We start from the raw sequence: 18,216 nt of genomic DNA on the forward strand, positions 1-18,216 counted from the left end.
CCTATTGGTCAGCGCTGCGCTCACGTACGCTGGGTTCATGACCACCACCGAGGGGCTCACGGAGGGCCTCGAAGAGCTTCCGTTCAACGTGTTCGCCAAGGCCTGCCCGTCGCGCGGCACGCTGGAGCACGTCACGGGCCGCTGGGGCGGCCTCGCGCTCGGCGCCCTGTACGAGGGGTCGCTCCGCTTCAACGAGCTGCGCCGCCGTGTCGACGGGGTCAGCGAGAAGATGCTGTCCCAGACGCTGCACGCCCTGGAGCGCGACGGACTGGTCCACCGCGAGGCCCAGCCGACCAATCCGCCCCGGGTGGACTACGAACTGACGCCCCTCGGGCGGGACGTGACCGAACGGCTGCTCGCCCTGATCCACTGCGTGGAGGGCAGCATGGAGCAGGTGCTGGCCGCGCGCGAGCGGTACGACTCCGCTAGGGCGTGACCCTGGGCGGTCGCTGGCACTTCGGGCAGTAGTAGCTCGACCTGTTCATCCAGGGCCGTCGCCGCATGGGAGTGCCGCAGCGCCGGCAGGGCAGGCCCTCGCGCCCGTACGCGTCGAGCGACCGGTCGAAGTAGCCCGACTCGCCGTTCACATTGACGTACAGGCTGTCGAAGCTGGTGCCGCCCACCGCGAGGGCCGAGTTCATCACGTCCCTCACATGCCCCAGCAGCATCAGGGTGCGGGGGCGGGTGAAGGTCGCGGTCGGGCGTTCGTAGTGGATGCGGGCGCGCCACAGGGCCTCGTCCGCGTAGATGTTGCCGACACCGCTGATCAGCGACTGGTCGAGCAGGGCCCGCTTGATCGTGGACCGCTTCCGGCGCAGCGCCCGGTGGAAGGCCTCGTCGTCGAAGAGCTCGTCGAGCGGGTCGCGGGCGATGTGCGCGATGACGTCCGGCAGGCCGTCGGGGGTGTTGTCGTGCAGTGAGAGGCCGCCGAAGGTGCGCTGGTCGACGAAGCGGAGTTCGGTGTCCAGGACGTCGGTGAAGCGGACGCGGATGCGCAGGTGCTTCTCGTCCGCGGCGGTGTGCGGCTGGACCAGGAGCTGGCCGCTCATGCCGAGGTGGGCCAGGATCGACTGGTCGGTGTCCTCCAGCGGCAGCCACAGGTACTTGCCGCGCCGGCTGGGAACGCCGATGCGGTGGCCCTTCAGACGGTGTGCGAAGTCGTCGGCGCCCGCGAGATGGCGGCGTACCGCACGCGGGTGCAGCACCTCGGCCTCGGCGACCGTCCGGTGGGCGACCCACCGCTCGAGACCGCGCCGTACGACCTCGACCTCGGGCAACTCGGGCATGGACTCCCCCGTCACGGACCTGTGGATGACGCGAGCGCCCGCCCCGGGCAGGGGCGGGCGCTCGGGTGCGCTGTGCTCGCCGCCCGGTGAGGGCGGCGGCGGTCAGCCGCCGGCGCTGCCGTCGGTGACCGTCTGGGCGGCCTGAGCAGCTGCCGTCTGCGTCGCCTCGGCGTCCTTCGCCGCCTTGGCACGCTCGTCCGCCGCGGCCCGGATGGACCGCCATGCGGACTCGGCGGCCTGCTGCTCCGCCTCCTTCTTGCTGCGGCCGGTGCCGGTGCCGTACGAGACGCCTCCGACGCGGGCGGCAGCAGTGAAGGTCTTCTCGTGGTCGGGGCCGGTCTCCGTGACCAGGTACTCGGGAACACCGAGTCCCTCGGTCGCGGTGAGCTCCTGGAGACTGGTCTTCCAGTCCAGGCCGGCTCCGAGGTTCGAGGACTTCTCGATCAGGGGGTCGAACAGGCGGTGCACGAGCTCCGCCGCCGAGTCCAGTCCCTGGTCCAGGTAGACAGCGCCGATCACCGCTTCGAGGGTGTCGGCGAGGATGGACGCCTTGTCCCGGCCGCCCGTGCCCTCTTCACCCCGGCCGAGCCGGATGAAGGAGCCCAGGTCGAGCCCGCGGCCCACCTCGGCGAGCGCACGCGAGTTGACCACCGCGGCCCGCAGCTTGGCCAACTGGCCTTCTGGGAGATCCGGGTGGGTGCGGTACAGCGTGTCCGTGACCACGAGGCCGAGGACGGAGTCCCCGAGGAACTCCAGGCGCTCGTTGGTCGGCAGACCGCCGTTCTCGTATGCGTACGACCGGTGGGTCAGTGCGCGCACCAGAAGGGCGGACTCGAGCTTGTACCCGAGCCGCCCTTCCAGAAGCGTGTGGGACGAGGCCTGGTTGTCCGCCGGAGCACTCCCGCTCGCACGGGAAGACTTGTTCTTAGGCGTGGACACAGTGCCTCTCACCAGCCGCTCAGACCTCGAGGACCTGGCGCTTGTTGTAGGTGCCGCAAGACGGGCACGCGATGTGCTGCTGCTTGGGCTCGTGGCAGCGCTCGCACGCAACCAGGGTGGGGACCGCAGCCTTCCACTGCGACCGGCGGTGGCGCGTGTTGCTGCGCGACATCTTCCGCTTCGGAACAGCCACGGCTACTTCTCCTGCTTCTCGTCGACGCCCGCTTCCGCGTCAGCGCCGCTCATCTCGTCCTTCTCGCCGTCCTTCATGGTGCCGGCGAGTCCCTGCAATGCCGCCCAACGGATGTCGACGGCGTCGTGGTGGTGGTCCGGGTCGTCCGCCAGCCGCGCGCCGCACTCGGCGCACAGACCGGGGCAGTCTTCCCGGCACACCGGCTGCATCGGCAGTGCGAGCACCACCGCATCACGCAGCACGGGCTCGAGGTCGAACAAGCCGTCCTCGAGGAAGAGCCTGTCCTCGTCGTCCTCGGCGTCGTCGCCCGGTTCCGCGATCACGCGGCCCCGGTCGTCGGCGTCAGGGTACGAGAACATCTCCTGGAACTCCGCTTCGAGCTCCTGCTCTAGCGGCTCCAGACACCTTACGCACTCCCCTTCGGCCGCGGCACGGGCGGTGCCTGTGACGAGCACCCCTTCCATGACCGACTCCAGGCGGAGTTCGAGCTCCACCGGGGCGCCTTCCGGCACTCCGATGACTCCCTTGATACCGAGGTCCTTGGGAGCGTCGACCGAGCGGGTCAGGCGCTGCAGCGCACCAGGCCGCCGGCCCAGCTCGTGTGTGTCGAACACGAGGGGGTTGCGGTGGTCGAGGCGGGCGTTCAGGGCCATTCCAACTTTCGGTTTGCCGAGCTCAGGGGCCGCTGCCCCACGTTGTTCCCGGGCAGCGTTGATCGCGGACGTACGCGCGACCGAAGAGCCAGGATACTGGACCTTTCGCTCTCGACCCAATCCGGGGCTCAGCCCTGGCCGCGGCCCTGCTCGTAGGCCCGCAGTTGCTCGGCGCTGATCATGCCGGTGTCGAAGAGGCTGGTCTCGTCCAGGGCGTAACCCTGCTGGGCGTGGTGGCCCTGCTGCTGGGCGTGCTGCCCCTGGTGCGGCTGCTGCTGGACCTGGTTCGGGTCGTAGGCGGCCTGCTGGGGGTCGTACCCCTGGAAGGCGTAGGGATCGGCGTGCTGGTAGCCGTAGGGGTCCTGCTGGGCGGCGTAGGCCTGCTGCGGGTAGCCGCCGTACGGATCGGGCTGCTGGGCGGGGTCGCCTCCCCCGGGGGCGTAACCGGGGCCCTGGGCGTACGCCGGCTGTGGCTGTCCGTAGTCCTGCTGCTGGGCGGGCTGCCCGGCCGGGGGCTTCTGGTCGGCGAGGGCGGCCAGGTCGGCGAGGTAGTCGGCGTCGCTGGAGTGCTGGACGGTGCTCGCGTCGTCGGCGAGGGAGCCGAGGTCGTCGGTGGCGATCCGGCCGTGCAGCTTCTGCCGGCCGCGGCCGACGGCCTCCAGGGTCTTGGCGAGGACCGCCTCGAAGGCGCCGAGCTTGACGTCGACGTACTCGTCGGCGCTGCGGCGCTGGGTCTCCGGGTCGTGGCTGCGCTCGGGGGCGTCGTCGTCCTCGGGGTTCTCGTATCCCAGCTCGTCGGTGCCGGGGCCGGTGCCCAGGAGCTTCTCGCGGCCGCGGCCGACGGAGCCCAGGGTCTTGGTGAGGACGACCTCGAAGTTGGCGAGCTTGGAGTCGACGTACTCGTCGGCCTCGGCGCGGATCTCCTCGGCCTCCTGACGGGCCTCGGCGAGGATCCGGTCGGCCTCGGCCTGGGATCGGCGGGCGACCTCGGTGCCGGAGATCAGCGATCCGCGCTCGGCGTGCGCGCTCTCGATGATCTGCTGGGCCTCGTGACGGGCCTGCTCGACCATCTGCTCGCGGCCGCCGATGAGCTCCTGGGCCTGGGCGAGGGAGCCGGGCAGGGCCGCGCGTACCTCTTCCAGCATCGCGAGCAGGTCGGCGCGGTTGACCACGCACGAGGCCGACATGGGCATGGACCGGGCGCCGGAGACCGCGGAGACGATCTCGTCGAGCTTCTTCTGCACGTCCACCGTGTGCTCGCCACTCTCTACAGATGCGTTGGAGACGGACGGGACGACTGTACGGCCATGGGGTCGCCGCGGAACACCGGGTGACGGGCAGTCAGGCTCCGAGGGGACGCCGGAGGGCGGTTCAGTCCTTCCTCAGGCGCTCGGTGAGCTCCTGGAGGACCTCGGCCGGGACCAGGTGGGACACGTCGCCGCCCCAGGTCGCGACCTCCTTGACCAGGGAGGACGACAGGAAGCTGTAGGTCGGGTTGGTGGGGATGAAGAGGGTCTCCACGCCCGACAGGCCGTTGTTCATCTGGGCCATCTGCAGCTCGTAGTCGAAGTCGCTGACCGCTCGCAGCCCCTTGACGATGGCGGGGATGTCGCGCTGCTTGCAGAAGTCGACGAGCAGGCCGTGGAAGGCCTCCACGCGGACGTTGCCGTACTCGGCGGTGACCCGGCGGATCAGGTCGATCCGCTCTTCGATCTCGAACAGGCCCTTCTTGGCCTGGTTGATCATCACCGCGACGTAGACCTCGTCGTACAGCCTGGAGGCGCGGGAGATGATGTCGAGGTGTCCGTTGGTGATCGGGTCGAACGACCCGGGACATACGGCGCGGCGCACTTGTGATCCCTCGCTCTCCGGTCCGGTCATCGTGCGTCTTCGCACGTAGAGGCGGCGCGACCGTACCAAAACGTTCCCTCGCCGTAGCGACGGGCCCGGAGGGCTTCGAAACCCTCGGGCCACCGGAATTCACCGCCTCTGGTGCTGCGCTCCACGGTGACGAGGGCTTCCCCGGCGAGCCAGCCCTCGGTGCGGAGTGTGAGGAGGATCTCCCGAAGATCGTCGTCCGTGACGGCGTAGGGCGGGTCGAGGAAGACGAGGTCGTACGGGTCGCCGGGGGGTGCCGTGCGGATGATCTGTTCCGCTTTGCCCGATCTCACCTCGGCGCCGGGGAGTCCGAGGTTCTTCACGTTCTCGCGGACCGTGCGGACGGCTTTGGCGTCGGCCTCGACGAGGAGGGTGTGGCCGGCGCCCCGGGAGAGGGCTTCCAGGCCCACGGCTCCTGATCCCGCGTAGAGGTCGAGGACGCGTTCGCCGTCCAGGGGGCCGCCGAGGAGGGACTGCCAGGTGGAGAAGAGGCCTTCGCGTGCGCGGTCGGAGGTGGGGCGGGTGCCGGTGCCTGGGGGTACCGCCAGGCGACGTCCACCGGCTACGCCGGCGATCACGCGGGTCATCTTCGGTCCTTGGTCGTGGGCGGCTTCAGGTCCATTGTGGCTGGTCGCGGCCGCGCGGCGGTAGCCGCATATGAGTTAAAGCCCCGCGCCCCTGAAAGAGGGTCAGTCCCCCTCACCCCTTTTCCAGGTACTGCTCCCGCTCCTCGTCCAAGAGGGCGTCCAGAGCCGTGCGGAGAGCGGGAAGACGGGTCAGCTCCGGGTCGGCGGCCACGACAGCCGTCGCCTCCTGCCTCGCCTCCGCGATGATCTCCTCGTCCTCGATGACGGCGAGGACCTTCAGGGAGGTCAGGGCTCCGGACTGGGCCTGGCCCAGGACGTCGCCCTCACGGCGTTGTTCCAGGTCGATGCGGGAGAGTTCGAAGCCGTCGAGGGTGGAAGCCACCGCGCCCAGGCGCTGTCGGGCCGGGCTCGCCTCGGGCATCTCGGTGACCAGGAGGCAGAGGCCGGGGGCCGAGCCTCGGCCCACGCGGCCGCGCAGCTGGTGGAGCTGGGAGACGCCGAAGCGGTCCGCGTCCATGATCACCATGACCGTGGCGTTGGGGACGTTGACGCCGACCTCGATGACCGTCGTGGCGACCAGGACATGGGTCTCACCGGCCGCGAAGCGGCGCATGACGGCGTCCTTGTCGTCGGGGTGCATCCTGCCGTGCAGCACCTCGACCCGAAGGCCCCGGAGGGGGCCCTTGGTGAGCTGGTCGGCCACGTCCAGGACGGCGAGGGGCGGGCGCTTCTCCGCCTCGTCCTCCGGGGACCTCTTCTTGGCGGACTTCTTCGGGTCGTCCTCCTCGTCGCCGATGCGGGGGCAGACCACGTAGGCCTGGTGGCCGCTCTCCACCTCCTCGCGGACCCTTTCCCACGCGCGGGACAGGAAGTGGGGCTTGTCGGCGGCGGGGACCACATGGCTGGCGATCGGCGAGCGGCCGGCCGGGAGCTGGTCGAGGACGGAGGTCTCCAGGTCGCCGAAGACGGTCATGGCGACCGTGCGCGGGATGGGCGTGGCGGTCATGACCAGCAGGTGCGGGGGCTGTTTGCCCTTGCCGCGCAGGGCGTCGCGCTGCTCGACGCCGAAGCGGTGCTGTTCGTCGACCACGACCAGGCCCAGGTCGTGGAACTGCACCTTGTCCTCGATCAGCGCGTGTGTGCCGATGACGACGCCGGCCTCGCCGGTGGTGAGGTCGAGCAGGGCGTGCCGCCGGGCGGCCGCCCCCATGGAGCCGGTGAGCAGCACGACCTTGGTGGCCTGCTCGGCCCCGCCCAGCATGCCGCCCTCGGCCAGCTCGCCCATCATCTCGACGACGGACCGGTGGTGCTGCTGCGCGAGCACTTCGGTGGGCGCGAGCATGGCGGCCTGCCCGCCCGCGTCGACCACGGCGAGCATGGCGCGCAGCGCGACCATTGTCTTCCCGCTTCCGACCTCTCCCTGCAACAGCCGGTGCATCGGATGGTCGGTGGCCAGGTCGTCGAAGATCTCTCTGGAGACGCGCTGCTGGCCGTCGGTGAGGGTGAAGGGGAGGCGGGCGTCGAAAGCGGTGAGGAGACCGTCGGGGGCGGGCTTGCGGGGGACGGCGGGGAGTTGGGCGTCCGCGTGGCGGCGGCGGGCCAGGGCGACCTGGAGGACGAAGGCCTCGTCCCACTTGAGGCGGGAGCGGGCGTCCTCGATGTCGGCTTTGGTGTGCGGGCGGTGGATCTTGAGGAGGGCTTCGGGGAGCGGGACCAGGCCGCGGCCCTGGCGCAGGGAGTCCGGGAGCGGGTCGACGGCCTCCTGGGCGGTGGGCAGGACCGTCTGGATCGCCTTGCCGATCTTCCAGGACTCGAGCTTGGCGGTGGCGGGGTAGATCGGGATCAGTGCGCCCGCCCAGGCCTCGACGGACTCCGCCGGATCGTCGTCGGTGCCGCGGAGCAACTCGTAGGCCGGGTGGGCCAGTTGCAGTCGTCGGTTGAACACGGAGACCTTGCCGGCGAACATCGCGCGGGTGCCCGGCAGGAGTTCCTTGTGGGGCTTGTGGACGCCCGCGCCGAAGAAGACCAGTTGGAGCCGGCCGCTGCCGTCCGTGATCGTGACCTCCAGCCGCTGGCCCTTGCCGCGGGGGGCCTTGGCGGAGGCGAACGTGTGCAGGCGGGCGTCGGCGACCTGCGCGACCACCGTGACGTGCTCGTCCATGGGGAGGTCGGCGAGGTGGGTGAGCTGGCCGCGCTCCTCGTATCTGCGCGGGTAGTGGTGCAGGAGGTCGCCGACGGTGAGCAGGCCGAGGTGCTCGGCCATCACCTTCGCGGTGGCGGGGCCGAGCACCGACTTCAGCGGTTGGCGCAGGGGTTCTTCCAGTGCGGGCACGAGATCCATTGCACACCACGCCACTGACATCGGCTTCCAGGCCCGCGGCCGGATCGTCGTAAAGATCCCGGAAACCCCTGGTCAGGCGGCTCGCCAGGGCCTTAGGATGACGCGCTCCCGGCCCCCTTCGCGGTCACCGCCCCACCGGGACCGCCCGACCCCGCGCCGTCGCGAGTCACCCACCGGCGCCGTGATGATGGACGCCCAGACCTCACAGCCCTCCCCGGCACCCCATTCGCCCCCGCCACCTCATACGTTCCAGGTCGACCTGCGTGGTCTGGTGGACCTGCTCTCCCACCACCTCTACTCCAGCCCCAGGGTGTATCTGCGCGAACTGCTGCAGAACGCCGTGGACGCCGTCACGGCCCGGCTGGTGGACGAGCCGAACGCCCCTGCCCGGATCCGGCTGCACGCCGAGGGCGGGGCCCTGCGCGTCGAGGACACCGGCGTGGGGCTCACCGAGGAGGACGTGCACAGCCTGCTGGCCACCATCGGGCGCAGTTCCAAGCGCGCCGAGGGGCTGGAGGAGGCCCGGTCCGGCTTCCTGGGGCAGTTCGGCATCGGGCTGCTGGCCTGTTTCGTCGTTGCCGAGCGGATCCGGGTCGTCAGCCGCAGCGCCCGTACGCCCGGGGCGCCGCCGGTGGAGTGGACGGCGTCCGACGACGGTTCGTACACCGTGCGGACGCTGCCGGACGCCGAGCGGCCCGAACCGGGCACGACCGTGCATCTGGTGGCCCGGGCCGGTGCCGCGGAGTGGCTGACGCCCGAGCGGGTCGAGAGGCTGGCCCGGGACTTCGGGTCCCTGCTGCCGTACGACGTCCGGGTCGGCGACGAGGCGGTCACCGACCTTCCGGCGCCCTGGGACCGGCCGTACCCGGGTCCGGCCGCGCGCCGGGTCGCCCTCGCCCGGCACTGCCACGACCTGTTCGGCTTCACTCCGCTGGACACCGTCGACCTGTCCGTGCCGCTGGCCGGCGCCCGCGGGGTGGCGTACGTGCTGCCGTCGGCGGTGAGCCCGGCCCGGCGCGCCGGTCACCGGGTGCACCTCAAGGGCATGCTGCTGACCGAGCGGGCCGAACAGCTGCTGCCCGACTGGGCGTTCTTCGTGCGCTGCGTCCTCGACACGGACAGTCTGCGGCCCACGGCGTCACGCGAGTCGCTGTACGAGGACGAGACGCTGGCCGGTGTGCGGGAGGCGCTGGGCGAGCGGATCCGTGCCTGGCTGACGGGGCTGGCGGCCGGTGATCCGGACCGGCTGGCCGCGTTCCTGTCGGTGCACCACCTGGGCGTGAAGTCGCTGGCCCGGCACGACCGGGAGATGCTGCGCACGATGCTGCCGTGGCTGCCGTTCGAGACGACCGACGGGCGGCTTTCCCTGGAGGAGTTCGCGCAGCGGCACCCGATGGTGCACTTCACGCGGACCGTCGAGGAGTACCGGCAGGTCGCGCCGATCGCGTCCGCGCAGGGCATCGGCGTGATCAACGGCGGTTACACGTACGACAGCGAGCTCGTCGAGGCGCTGCCGTCGGTGCGGCCGGGCACCGTGGTCGCCGAGCTGGACGCGGAGACGGTGACCGCGCACCTGGACGCCGTCGACCCGGCCGAGGAGCTGGCCCTGTCGGGCTTCCTGGCTGCGGCCCGGGCCCGGCTCGATCCGCTCGGCTGTGACGTCGTGCTGCGGGCCTTCCACCCGCTGTCCGTGCCCGCGCTGCACCTCGACGACCGGGACGCCCGGCACGAGCAGTCCCGGGCGGACGCCGAGGCGCAGGCCGACGATCTGTGGGCGGGCATCCTCGGCTCCCTGCGCGGCAGCGCACCCCGCGCGCGGCTGGTGCTCAACCATCTCAACCCGCTGGTGCGGCGGATCAGCGCGCTGCCCGACCCGGAGCTGATCGGCACCGCCACCGAGTCGCTGTACGGGCAGGCGCTGCTGATGGCGCAGCGTCCGCTGAGGCCTGCCGACTCGACGCTGCTCAACCGCGCGTTCATCGGCCTCCTGGAGTGGGCCACACACAGCGAGGGCGGTCAGGCATGAGCGAGATCACGGACTTCGACGCCCTGCGCGAGGCGATGGCGGAGAACTCCGGCCGGCCGGAGGGGCCGGCCCGCAACGCCCGCGCGGAGGAGCTGCTGACGGCGGCCGAGAAGCTGGGCACCCCGCTCGCCGTGATCGAGGCACTCGGCCACCAGCTGAAGGTCTACAACTACAGCTCCGAGAAGGGGAAGATGTTCGTCCCCTTCGCGCGGCTGCTGCGGATGTGGGACGAACGGCCCGAGGACTTCGACGAGTACGAGACCCACTCGCTGCACTGGGTCTTCAAGTGGGTCTCGGCGGGCATGCTCGACCAGCCGCACATCCCGCTCGCGTCGATCGAGAAGTGGCTCGGCGAGATGGAGCACCGTTACCGGCTCGCCGGGCACTCCGAGCGGGCCGTGCGCAGCGCCGAGCACAGTGTCGCCGCGCATGTCGGCGACGTGGCGCGGGCCGAGCGGGCGTACGCCGCGTGGCTGGCCGCCGAACCGGACACCATGGCGGACTGCCACGCCTGCGAGTTGCACGGGCAGGGCTGGTGGCAGGCGGAACTGGGCCGGGACGCCGAGGCGCTCCGGCTGTGGCGGCCGGTGCTGGAGGGCGAGTACACCTGCGCCCACGAGCCCCACACGGCCTTCGCGTCCTCCCTGGTGCCGCTGCTGCGACTGGGCCGCCTGGACGAGGCCCGGGCCAACCACCTGCGGGGCTTCCGGCTCGTCCGGGCGATGGAGAGCATGCGCGCTGCGTACGCGGAGCACGTGGAGTTCTGCGCGCTGACCGGCAACGAGGCCCGGGGCCTGGAGCTGCTCGCGGAGCGGCCGGCGTACTTCACCGACGACGGGCATCCGCAGAGCAGACTGGACTTCCTGAGCGTGGTGGCCCTGCTCATGGACCGGCTGACCGTGCTGGGGCTGGGCGAGCGGCAGGTGCCGGGTCCGGCCGGGCGGGAGTGGACCGCCCGCGAACTCGCCGCGCACGCGCGCGGGCAGGCCCTCGCCCTGGCCGCGCGCTTCGACGAGCGCAACGGCACGGCTCACGTGAGCGAGCGGGCACGCGCGCGTATGGCGCGGCAACCGCTCGTGCAACGGCTTCCCCTGGGCGTGCGGTCGGTACGTCCGGCTTCCCCGCCCGTTCCGCCTGCCGCTCCGGTCCACGCCACGGGGCAGCCGGAGCTGCCCGCCCTGCTGGCCGCGGCACGGCGGCTGTCGGACGGCCTGCGGCCGAACGCCGTGGAGGCGTGGGCGGCGGCCGCCGCCGCCGCCGAAGACGCCGAGCTGGGCCCGCGCGACCGTGCCGAGATGGCCGACCACGAGGCGATGTCCCTCGGTCCCGAGGGCACCGGCCTCTTCGAGCGGGCCGCGGACCTCTACGCCGAGGCGGGCGACCCGGGCGAGGCTCTCGCCGCACGCGCGCGTGGAGCGTACGTCCGTGCGCTCGCGGGTGACATGGACGGCGCCGTCGCGGCCGTGGCGGGCCTGTACGACGAGGCCCTCGCGCTGTACGCCGCGCAGGGCACGGGGACGCGGCAGGCGGCGTCCGTCGTGATGAGCCGGGCCCGGATCCTGACGCGCCGGGCGCACGAGGTGGAGGGCGACGGTGCCGCCCTCGACACGGCCGAGGCAGCCGTCCGTGAGGTCCTCGCACTCGTCGACGGCCGGACCGGCGAGGACGTACGGCTGGCCGCGCGGGTCGCCGAGGCGCAGGCGATGCTCGGGGAGCTGGCGGGGCTCGCCGGGGACCTGAGCGGGGCCGCGGAGCTGTTCGCACGGGGCGCGGCGGCGTTCGTCGCGGCGGGGCTGCCGTGGTACGCGGTGGAGTACGAGGCCCGCCTGGCGTCCCTGGCCCACCACCTCGGCGACGCTGCGGAGACCGAGCGGGCGCTGCGGGCGGCCCTGGAGCACGGCGGAGCGCACCTGGAAGCGCCGGGCCGGGCCCAGCTGCACCTCCAGCTCGCCGAGGTCCTCGGCGGCCGGGGGGATGCCGTGGAGGCCGCGCGGCACGCCCTGGAGGCCGCCCACTGGGCCGACGAGGCGGGTGAGTCGGCGACCCTGGGTGCCTGGGCGCGACAGCAGCTCGGCGGGTTCCTGCTGCGGCAGGGGCGGTGGGCCGAGGCCGCGGAGGTGCTGGAGTCGGCGCTGCCCGACCTGACCGCCGAGACGCACGGCGACGGGGCGGTGGTGCAGACGCAGTGGTGGCTCGGCGACTGCCTGAGCGAGCTCGGCGAGCACCGCGCGGCCGCCGAACGCCGTCTGCGGGCCGCCGAGATCGCCCGGCAGTGGCCGGAGCAGCACGACCACGCGACCCTCGCCCACCTGGCCGGGGAGTCCCTGGGGCAGGCCGGGCTGCCCGTCGAGGCGGACCGGGCCTACGCCCGCGCGGGCGACCTGTGGCGCGCGCTGGGCGACACCCCCGGCCTGATCCGCTCCCTGCGCGCCCGCGCCTGGCTGGCGCTGGAGACCGAGGGCGGGCCGGCCGAGGCACGTGCCCTGATGACGGAGGCGGTCCGCGCGTGCGAAACGGCACGGGATACGGCGTCCGGAGAGGAGACCCGGCAGCAGCTCGTCTCCGAACTCGGCGACACCCACCGGCAGTTCGCCGACCTGCTGGTCCGGTCCGTCTCCGAGGGCGCCGAAGGCTCCGTCGTCCGGGCCGTGTTCGAGGAGGCCCTGTCCCGGCTTCAGCGGGCCGCCGAGGTGTTCGCCTCACTCGGGGAGGTCGCCCTGCACAGCCGCACCGGCGCCGAACTCACCGCGGGCCGGCTGGAGATCGAGCTGGACCGCCCGGCCGACGCGAGAGCACGGGCGCGTGCGGTGCTGTCGGCCTATGAGGGCTACGACGACGGTACATCGGGCGATGGCGGCCACGCCGGGACCGACGCCGGCGCGGAGACCGGGACCGAGGTCGAGGACCGCTCTGCGGTGCGGGCCCGGCGGGCGGAGGCGCAGGACATCCTCCGCATCGCGTCACAGGACTGACCGCCGCCGCTCACTCGACGCCGACTCACTCGACGCCGACTCACTCCACGCCGACTCACTCCACGCCGACTCACTCCACGCCGATTCGCTGCACGCCCGTTCACTCCACGCCGATGAGGAGCAGGGCCCCCTGCCGTCCGCCCCGGTACAGCACCGTGTCGACGGCGAGGTACCCCTCGCGGACCCGGCTCTCCAGACGTTCGGCGACGGTGTCGGGGACGTCGTCGCCGAGGACCAGGGTGACCATCTCGCCCCCGGCCGAGAGCATGCGGTCCAGAACGGTCTCGGCGGTCACCGCGACGTCCGAGCCGATCACGGCGACATCCCCGTCGATCAGGCCCAGGACGTCGCCGGCCTGGCAGATGCCGGCCATCGTCCAGGACTGCCGTTCGGCCACGGTGACCTCGGCATAGCGGGTGGCCCCGGCGGCCGAGGTCATGGACACGACGTCCTCGTCGAAGCGGCGGTCCGGTTCGTGGACGGCCAGCGCCGCTATGCCCTGGACCGCCGAGCGGGTCGGGATCAGGGCCACCCGGACGCCCTCCGCACGGACCTGCTCGGCGGCCGCGGCGGCGGTGTGGCGCAGGTCTGCGTCGTTGGGCAGCAGCACGACCTCGCGCGCGTGGGCCCGCCGTACGGCCTGGACGAGCTCGCCGCTCGCGGGCGGCTCCCCGGGGCGGGCGAGCACGGTCGTCGCTCCGGCCTCGGTGTACAGCCCGGCCAGGCCCTCGCCGGGCACGACGGCCACGACCGCCCGCTCGGCCCGTTCCCGAGGCGGCCGCTCGGCGCCGGTGGTGTGCACGTCACCGGCGCCGAAGTGGGTGATGCGGACGCGGTGGGGCCGCCCGGCCTCGATGCCGGCCTCGACGGCCGCGCCCGCGTCGTCGACGTGGACGTGGACGTTCCACAGCCCGTCGCCGCCGACCACGACCAGGGAGTCCCCGAGGGCGTCGAGCCGCCCCCGCAGCCGCTCCACGGCCGCGTCCTCGGCCTCCAGGAGATAGATCACCTCGAAGGCCGGCCCTTCCGGGCCGGGCATCGCGGCGGCATTGTCGGCGCACTCACCCGGTGCGCCGTCGGCCCGGGCGCCGTCGGTCAGGGGGTGGCCGTCAGCATGGACCTCGCCTTCGACGGGGTCCACGCGCGCGTGGGCGCCGGGGCTCGTGCTCCCGGCCACCGCCCGCGGCCTCTCCCCGGTGAGCGTCTCCACCAGCGCCCCGAGCACCGCGACCAGTCCCCGGCCGCCCGCGTCGACCACCCCGGCACGTTCCAGGACGGGCAGCCGGCCCGGGGTCTCGGCGAGTGCCGTGCGGGCTCCGTCGTAGGCAGCCCGGGCCACGGTTCCACAGCAACCCTCCGCGCCGTCGGCCGCTTCGGCGCCGTCGGCGGCTGCCGAGGCGACCGTGAGGACGGTGCCCTCGACGGGGTGGGCGACGGCCCGGCGGGCGGAATCGGCCGCGTGCCGCAGCGCGCGCCGCAGGACCCGGCCGTCGGCCCGGGAGGTGTCCTCGTCGGCCAGCACCTGGGCCATGCCGCGCAGCAGCTGGGCGAGGATCGTCCCGGAGTTCCCGCGAGCGCCGATGAGGGCCCCGTGCGCCATCGCCCGGGCGGCGTCGGCGAGCGTCGGCTCTCCCACACCCCCGGCGTCCGTGCTCCCGGTTCCCGTGCTGCCGGCGTCCGCGTCCCCGGCGCCCACCGCGGCTTCGGCCCGTGCCGCGGCTTCGGCCCCTGCCGCGTGCCCGGCGAAAACCGCCTCGACCGCCGCCACCGCCGACTCGACGGTCAGATACAGATTGGTGCCGGTGTCGCCGTCCGCCACCGGGTAGACGTTGATCGCGTCGATCTCCTCACGCAACCGCCCCAGTGTCTCCAGCGCGAGACCACACCAGGTGCGCACCGCGAGAGCATCGAAGAATGTCTGCGGCACCTGCGCCACTACGCCTCCCTGAGCTGCCGGACGTGGCAGGCAGCGTAGACCCCGGGGCGCTGTTCACCGGAAGTGGGAGGGCACGGGCCCCTGAGCTGCCGTGGTAGTTTCGCTCTACGGGTGCAGCCGTTGTATGCTGCTCCGGTTGCCCGATCTGATCGGGCCTTCCCCCTGGCAACGCCACTCAGATTTCGACCGGCTGTTCACAGCCCGAGAGTCTCGATCCCGGCCTGCCGGGATCAACCGTAAGTGCATCTGAAGTCTTTGGAGTGACCCGTGGCTGCCAACTGCGACGTCTGCGGCAAGGGGCCGGGCTTCGGCAACAACATCTCGCACTCGCACCGCCGTACGCCCCGTCGCTGGAACCCGAACATCCAGCGTGTGCGTACCGTGGTGGGCGGGACGCCGAAGCGCGTGAACGCTTGCACCTCGTGCATCAAGGCCGGCAAGGTCTCGCGCTGACGCTCAGCTAGCGCGCAACCACTGCTGGTTCGCTGCAGAGCCGGTCCACCTCTGGTGGACCGGCTCTTTGCCGTGCCCGATCCTCGCTGCGCCCGATCCTCGCCGTACCTGTCCTCGCCGTGCCCGCTCCGACGATCAGCACCTTCACCGCGTCCGATCACCGGCGTCCTCGGGCCGTCGGCGTCGTCAGCCTCGGGTGCCCGGCCGGAAGCGCCAGCCGTGGTCCACCGGCCCGATGCCCCCGCCGAGCGCGAACCCGGCCGCGACAGCCCCCGTGACGTACTCCTTCGCCGCCGCCACCGCCTCCGGCACGGACCGCCCCTTGGCGAGCCCGGAGGCGATCGCCGAGGCGAGGGTGCAGCCCGTGCCGTGGGTGTGGCGGTTGTCATGCCGCGGCGCCCGCAGCCAGTGCTCCTCGGAGCCGTCGGTGAGCAGGTCGACGGCGTCCCCGGGCAGGTGGCCGCCCTTGATCAGCACCCACCGCGGCCCGTACGCAAGCACCGCCGCGGCGGCCGTGCGCATGTCGCGCTCCGCCTCGACCCGCACACCCGCGATCTGGGCCACCTCGTCGAGATTCGGGGTGGCGACCGTCGCCACCGGCAGCAGCTTCGTACGGACGGAGTCCAGCGCGGAGGCGGCCAGCAGGGCGTCGCCGTGCTTGGAGACGCCCACCGGGTCGACGACCGCCGGGGCGTCCGTCCCGGCGATCAACTCGGCGACCGCCTCCACGAGTTCCGCCGAGGCCAGCATGCCCGTCTTGACCGCCTGGACGCCGATGTCGTCGACGACACTGCGGTACTGGGCCCGCACGGCCTCCACGGGCAGTTCCCAAGCCCCCTGCACGCCGAGGGAGTTCTGCGCGGTCACCGCCGTCACGACGCTCATGCCGTGCACGCCGAACGCGAGCATCGTCTTGAGGTCGGCCTGGATGCCCGCGCCGCCGCCGGAGTCGGAGCCCGCGACCGTCAGAACGCCCGGGATCATGACTCTATGTCCCCGAAGTGGTCCCAGCCGCCCTTGCTGGTCCACGGCGCCCCGTCGACCGTCACCTGGGGCAGAGCCGAGGGGTTGAGGACCTCGCCGATGACCTTCCAGCGGGCGGGCAGCTTCACGTCCTGCGGGAAGGTCGCCACGATCGCGTGGTCCTCTCCCCCGGTCAGCACCCACTGCATGGGGTCGACCCCGACGGCCTGCCCGATGTCGTTCATCTGGGACGGGATGTCGATCGCCCCGGAACGGATGTCGATCCGCACCTTGCTCGCCTCGGCGATGTGCCCGAGGTCCGCGATCAGTCCGTCGCTCACGTCGCACATCGCGGTCGCCCCGAGCCCGGCGGCGGCCGGACCCGCGTGATACGGCGGCTCCGGGCGCCGGTGAGCCTCGACGAACGCCCGCGGTGAGCGGAATCCCCGCGACAGCACCGCGAACCCGGCAGCCGACCAGCCCAGCCAGCCGGTCACCGCGACGCGATCGCCGGGGCGGGCACCCGCCCGCGTCACCGGCTCCTGGTTGCGCAGATCGCCGAGCGCGGTGATCGACACCATGATCGAGTCGCCGCGTACGACGTCACCGCCGACCACGGCGGCGCCCGCCACCTGGCACTCGTCACGCAGACCGTCCATCAGCTCGCTCGGCCACGTCACCGGCAGCTCGGCCGGGACGACCAGGCCGAGCAGCAGTGCGGTCGGCACGGCACCCATGGCGGCGATGTCGGCGAGGTTCTGCGCGGCGGCCTTGCGGCCCACGTCGTAGGCGGTCGACCAGTCGCGCCGGAAGTGCCGGCCCTCCACCAGGATGTCCGTGCTCGCCACGACCCTGCGGTCGGGCGCGGCCACCACGGCGGCGTCGTCGCCGGGGCCGACCCGGACCGCCGGGGTGGTGGTCAGACGGGAGGTGAGCTCCCTGATGAGCCCGAACTCACCGAGCTCACCAACAGTGCCCTTCATTGCCCTTTCTCCCCTTCTGTCCCTGTCCATGCCCGGTCGCGAGGCATCTCGGTCCTCGCTACGGTCGAAGTGGCCATCACGTTCTGCCGGACCCGCACCCCGGCACGCACAAACCGGTCCCCGCAGGTCTCCCCGCGGCAAGCGGCGACGCGATACCGTGGCGTTCCTTTTCCCCACATGATCCTCGTGGCCGCCCTGGAGGTTCCGTGGTACAGGCGTACATCCTGATCCAGACCGAGGTCGGGAAGGCCTCGGTCGTCGCCGAGACCATCGGCAAGATCCCTGGGATCATCCAGGCCGAGGACGTGACGGGACCGTACGACGTGATCGTGCGGGCCCAGGCCGACACCGTCGACGAACTCGGCCGCATGGTGGTCGCCAAGGTTCAGCAGGTGGACGGCATCACCCGCACCCTGACCTGCCCGGTCGTCCATCTGTAGCCCCCGTCTACCCTGTGCCGGTGAACTCTTTCCGTCACCGGCACCGTTGTGTCTTCCGCGTGTTCCGCCTGCCCGCTGTCGCGCTGTTGATCACTGCTGCGGGCTGCTCCTCAGCAGACGACAGCGCGTCGGCGGCGGTTCCCAGTCCGGACGCGAAGGTCGTGGGACTGTGCCGGAACCTGGACAAGGTACTGCCCGCGAAGGTGGACGGTGAGCACCGGGCGGATCCCGAGCCCGCGTCGGCGCTGACGGCGGGCTGGGGCAGCCCGGCGATCATACTGCGCTGCGGTGTGCCGCAGCCGCCGAAGATGGTCGACCCGAAGGTGGCCGAGGGACGGGATCCAGATGCCGTCGCCGGGGGTGTGAACGGGGTCGACTGGCTGATGGAGGAGCAGGACGGCGGGGGGTACGTGTTCACCACCGCCAACCGGGAGGCGTACGTCGAGGTCCGGGCGCCCAAGGGCGCGGACAGCTCGGGTGTGCTGATCGATCTTGCCACGGCAGTGAAGAAGGCGATCCCCAAGGGGATCGCCTCCTGAGCGCCGGGCCGGTGCTCTCGTCCTGAG

17 protein-coding genes are annotated in these 18,216 nt (G+C 72.3%); 6 read left to right on the plus strand and 11 right to left on the minus strand.

The window, feature by feature from the left end:
• Positions 1-37 precede the first annotated feature (37 nt).
• Positions 38-436 carry a winged helix-turn-helix transcriptional regulator gene (locus tag ACFCXS_RS04700; RefSeq protein ID WP_376641639.1) on the plus strand — a complete coding sequence of 133 codons (399 nt, stop codon included), beginning with the start codon at positions 38-40 and terminating at the stop codon, positions 434-436.
• Here the strand turns inward: ACFCXS_RS04700 and mutM are convergent.
• From mutM to recG, 8 genes are all read right to left on the minus strand, one after another.
• Complete coding sequence (mutM, locus tag ACFCXS_RS04705) at positions 426-1,286, minus strand: bifunctional DNA-formamidopyrimidine glycosylase/DNA-(apurinic or apyrimidinic site) lyase (RefSeq protein WP_376641640.1); 861 nt, start codon at positions 1,284-1,286, stop codon at positions 426-428. The two genes, ACFCXS_RS04700 and mutM, sit on opposite strands and share 11 nt — an antisense overlap.
• 102 nt (positions 1,287-1,388) lie before the next feature.
• A complete protein-coding gene (gene rnc, locus ACFCXS_RS04710; protein ID WP_344459010.1) occupies positions 1,389-2,237 on the minus strand; it encodes a ribonuclease III in 849 nt (282 codons plus the stop codon).
• Positions 2,238-2,244: 7 nt separating this feature from the next.
• Positions 2,245-2,418: a 50S ribosomal protein L32 gene (gene rpmF / locus ACFCXS_RS04715; protein ID WP_003951102.1), complete on the minus strand. Its 174-nt coding sequence runs from the start codon at positions 2,416-2,418 to the stop codon at positions 2,245-2,247.
• 2 nt (positions 2,419-2,420) lie between these two features.
• Entirely contained in the window at positions 2,421-3,071 is a 651-nt protein-coding gene (locus ACFCXS_RS04720) for a YceD family protein (RefSeq protein ID WP_351639385.1), read from the minus strand.
• Positions 3,072-3,199: 128 nt separating this feature from the next.
• Positions 3,200-4,321, minus strand: a complete 1,122-nt coding sequence (locus ACFCXS_RS04725) for a cell division initiation protein (protein WP_376641641.1) — start codon at positions 4,319-4,321, stop codon at positions 3,200-3,202.
• Positions 4,322-4,442: 121 nt separating this feature from the next.
• Complete coding sequence (gene coaD, locus ACFCXS_RS04730; RefSeq protein WP_104781443.1) at positions 4,443-4,922, minus strand: pantetheine-phosphate adenylyltransferase; 480 nt, start codon at positions 4,920-4,922, stop codon at positions 4,443-4,445.
• Positions 4,923-4,948: 26 nt separating this feature from the next.
• A complete protein-coding gene (gene rsmD / locus ACFCXS_RS04735; protein WP_376641642.1) occupies positions 4,949-5,536 on the minus strand; it encodes a 16S rRNA (guanine(966)-N(2))-methyltransferase RsmD in 588 nt (195 codons plus the stop codon).
• 112 nt (positions 5,537-5,648) lie between these two features.
• Positions 5,649-7,877, minus strand: coding sequence for an ATP-dependent DNA helicase RecG (recG, locus tag ACFCXS_RS04740; protein WP_376641643.1), 2,229 nt, complete (start codon positions 7,875-7,877; stop codon positions 5,649-5,651).
• 187 nt (positions 7,878-8,064) lie between these two features.
• Between recG and ACFCXS_RS04745 the strand changes: the two genes are divergently transcribed.
• Both ACFCXS_RS04745 and ACFCXS_RS04750 read left to right on the plus strand, forming a co-directional pair.
• Complete coding sequence (locus tag ACFCXS_RS04745) at positions 8,065-9,903, plus strand: HSP90 family protein (protein ID WP_376641988.1); 1,839 nt, start codon at positions 8,065-8,067, stop codon at positions 9,901-9,903.
• Positions 9,900-12,875: a tetratricopeptide repeat protein gene (locus ACFCXS_RS04750; protein ID WP_376641644.1), complete on the plus strand. Its 2,976-nt coding sequence runs from the start codon at positions 9,900-9,902 to the stop codon at positions 12,873-12,875. The genes ACFCXS_RS04745 and ACFCXS_RS04750 overlap by 4 nt, the downstream gene beginning before the upstream one ends.
• A 100-nt stretch (positions 12,876-12,975) precedes the next feature.
• On the opposite strand, the gene ACFCXS_RS04755 is transcribed toward ACFCXS_RS04750, so the two are convergent.
• Positions 12,976-14,811 carry a DAK2 domain-containing protein gene (locus ACFCXS_RS04755; RefSeq protein ID WP_376641645.1) on the minus strand — a complete coding sequence of 612 codons (1,836 nt, stop codon included), beginning with the start codon at positions 14,809-14,811 and terminating at the stop codon, positions 12,976-12,978.
• Positions 14,812-15,078: 267 nt separating this feature from the next.
• Here ACFCXS_RS04755 and rpmB point away from each other — a divergent pair, with 267 nt between their 5' ends.
• Positions 15,079-15,264 carry a 50S ribosomal protein L28 gene (gene rpmB, locus ACFCXS_RS04760; RefSeq protein ID WP_004924906.1) on the plus strand — a complete coding sequence of 62 codons (186 nt, stop codon included), beginning with the start codon at positions 15,079-15,081 and terminating at the stop codon, positions 15,262-15,264.
• A gap of 186 nt (positions 15,265-15,450) precedes the next feature.
• On the opposite strand, the gene thiD is transcribed toward rpmB, so the two are convergent.
• Positions 15,451-16,248, minus strand: a complete 798-nt coding sequence (thiD, locus tag ACFCXS_RS04765) for a bifunctional hydroxymethylpyrimidine kinase/phosphomethylpyrimidine kinase (RefSeq protein ID WP_376641646.1) — start codon at positions 16,246-16,248, stop codon at positions 15,451-15,453.
• Entirely contained in the window at positions 16,245-17,210 is a 966-nt protein-coding gene (locus tag ACFCXS_RS04770; protein WP_376641647.1) for a thiamine-phosphate kinase, read from the minus strand. Before ACFCXS_RS04770 ends, thiD begins: the two co-directional genes overlap by 4 nt.
• 206 nt (positions 17,211-17,416) lie before the next feature.
• On the opposite strand from ACFCXS_RS04770, the gene ACFCXS_RS04775 reads away from it, so the two are divergent.
• A complete protein-coding gene (locus ACFCXS_RS04775; RefSeq protein ID WP_376641648.1) occupies positions 17,417-17,650 on the plus strand; it encodes an Lrp/AsnC family transcriptional regulator in 234 nt (77 codons plus the stop codon).
• 20 nt (positions 17,651-17,670) lie between these two features.
• Positions 17,671-18,189, plus strand: coding sequence for a DUF3515 domain-containing protein (locus ACFCXS_RS04780; RefSeq protein WP_376641649.1), 519 nt, complete (start codon positions 17,671-17,673; stop codon positions 18,187-18,189).
• Positions 18,190-18,216 lie beyond the last annotated feature (27 nt).

The sequence above is a fragment of the Streptomyces sp. NPDC056373 genome (genome assembly GCF_042262425.1).
In the GTDB taxonomy this organism is placed as follows: domain Bacteria; phylum Actinomycetota; class Actinomycetes; order Streptomycetales; family Streptomycetaceae; genus Streptomyces.

Excerpts from the sequence above, each read along its gene's own strand:
- ACFCXS_RS04700 (WP_376641639.1), top strand. The coding sequence starts at position 38 with ATGACCACCACCGAGGGGCTCACGGAGGGCCTCGAAGAGCTTCCGTTC.
- mutM (WP_376641640.1), bottom strand. The coding sequence starts at position 1,286 with ATGCCCGAGTTGCCCGAGGTCGAGGTCGTACGGCGCGGTCTCGAGCGG.
- ACFCXS_RS04720 (WP_351639385.1), bottom strand. The coding sequence starts at position 3,071 with ATGGCCCTGAACGCCCGCCTCGACCACCGCAACCCCCTCGTGTTCGAC.
- rsmD (WP_376641642.1), bottom strand. The coding sequence starts at position 5,536 with ATGACCCGCGTGATCGCCGGCGTAGCCGGTGGACGTCGCCTGGCGGTA.
- recG (WP_376641643.1), bottom strand. The coding sequence starts at position 7,877 with ATGGATCTCGTGCCCGCACTGGAAGAACCCCTGCGCCAACCGCTGAAG.
- ACFCXS_RS04745 (WP_376641988.1), top strand. The coding sequence starts at position 8,065 with ATGGACGCCCAGACCTCACAGCCCTCCCCGGCACCCCATTCGCCCCCG.
- ACFCXS_RS04750 (WP_376641644.1), top strand. The coding sequence starts at position 9,900 with ATGAGCGAGATCACGGACTTCGACGCCCTGCGCGAGGCGATGGCGGAG.
- thiD (WP_376641646.1), bottom strand. The coding sequence starts at position 16,248 with ATGATCCCGGGCGTTCTGACGGTCGCGGGCTCCGACTCCGGCGGCGGC.
- ACFCXS_RS04770 (WP_376641647.1), bottom strand. The coding sequence starts at position 17,210 with ATGAAGGGCACTGTTGGTGAGCTCGGTGAGTTCGGGCTCATCAGGGAG.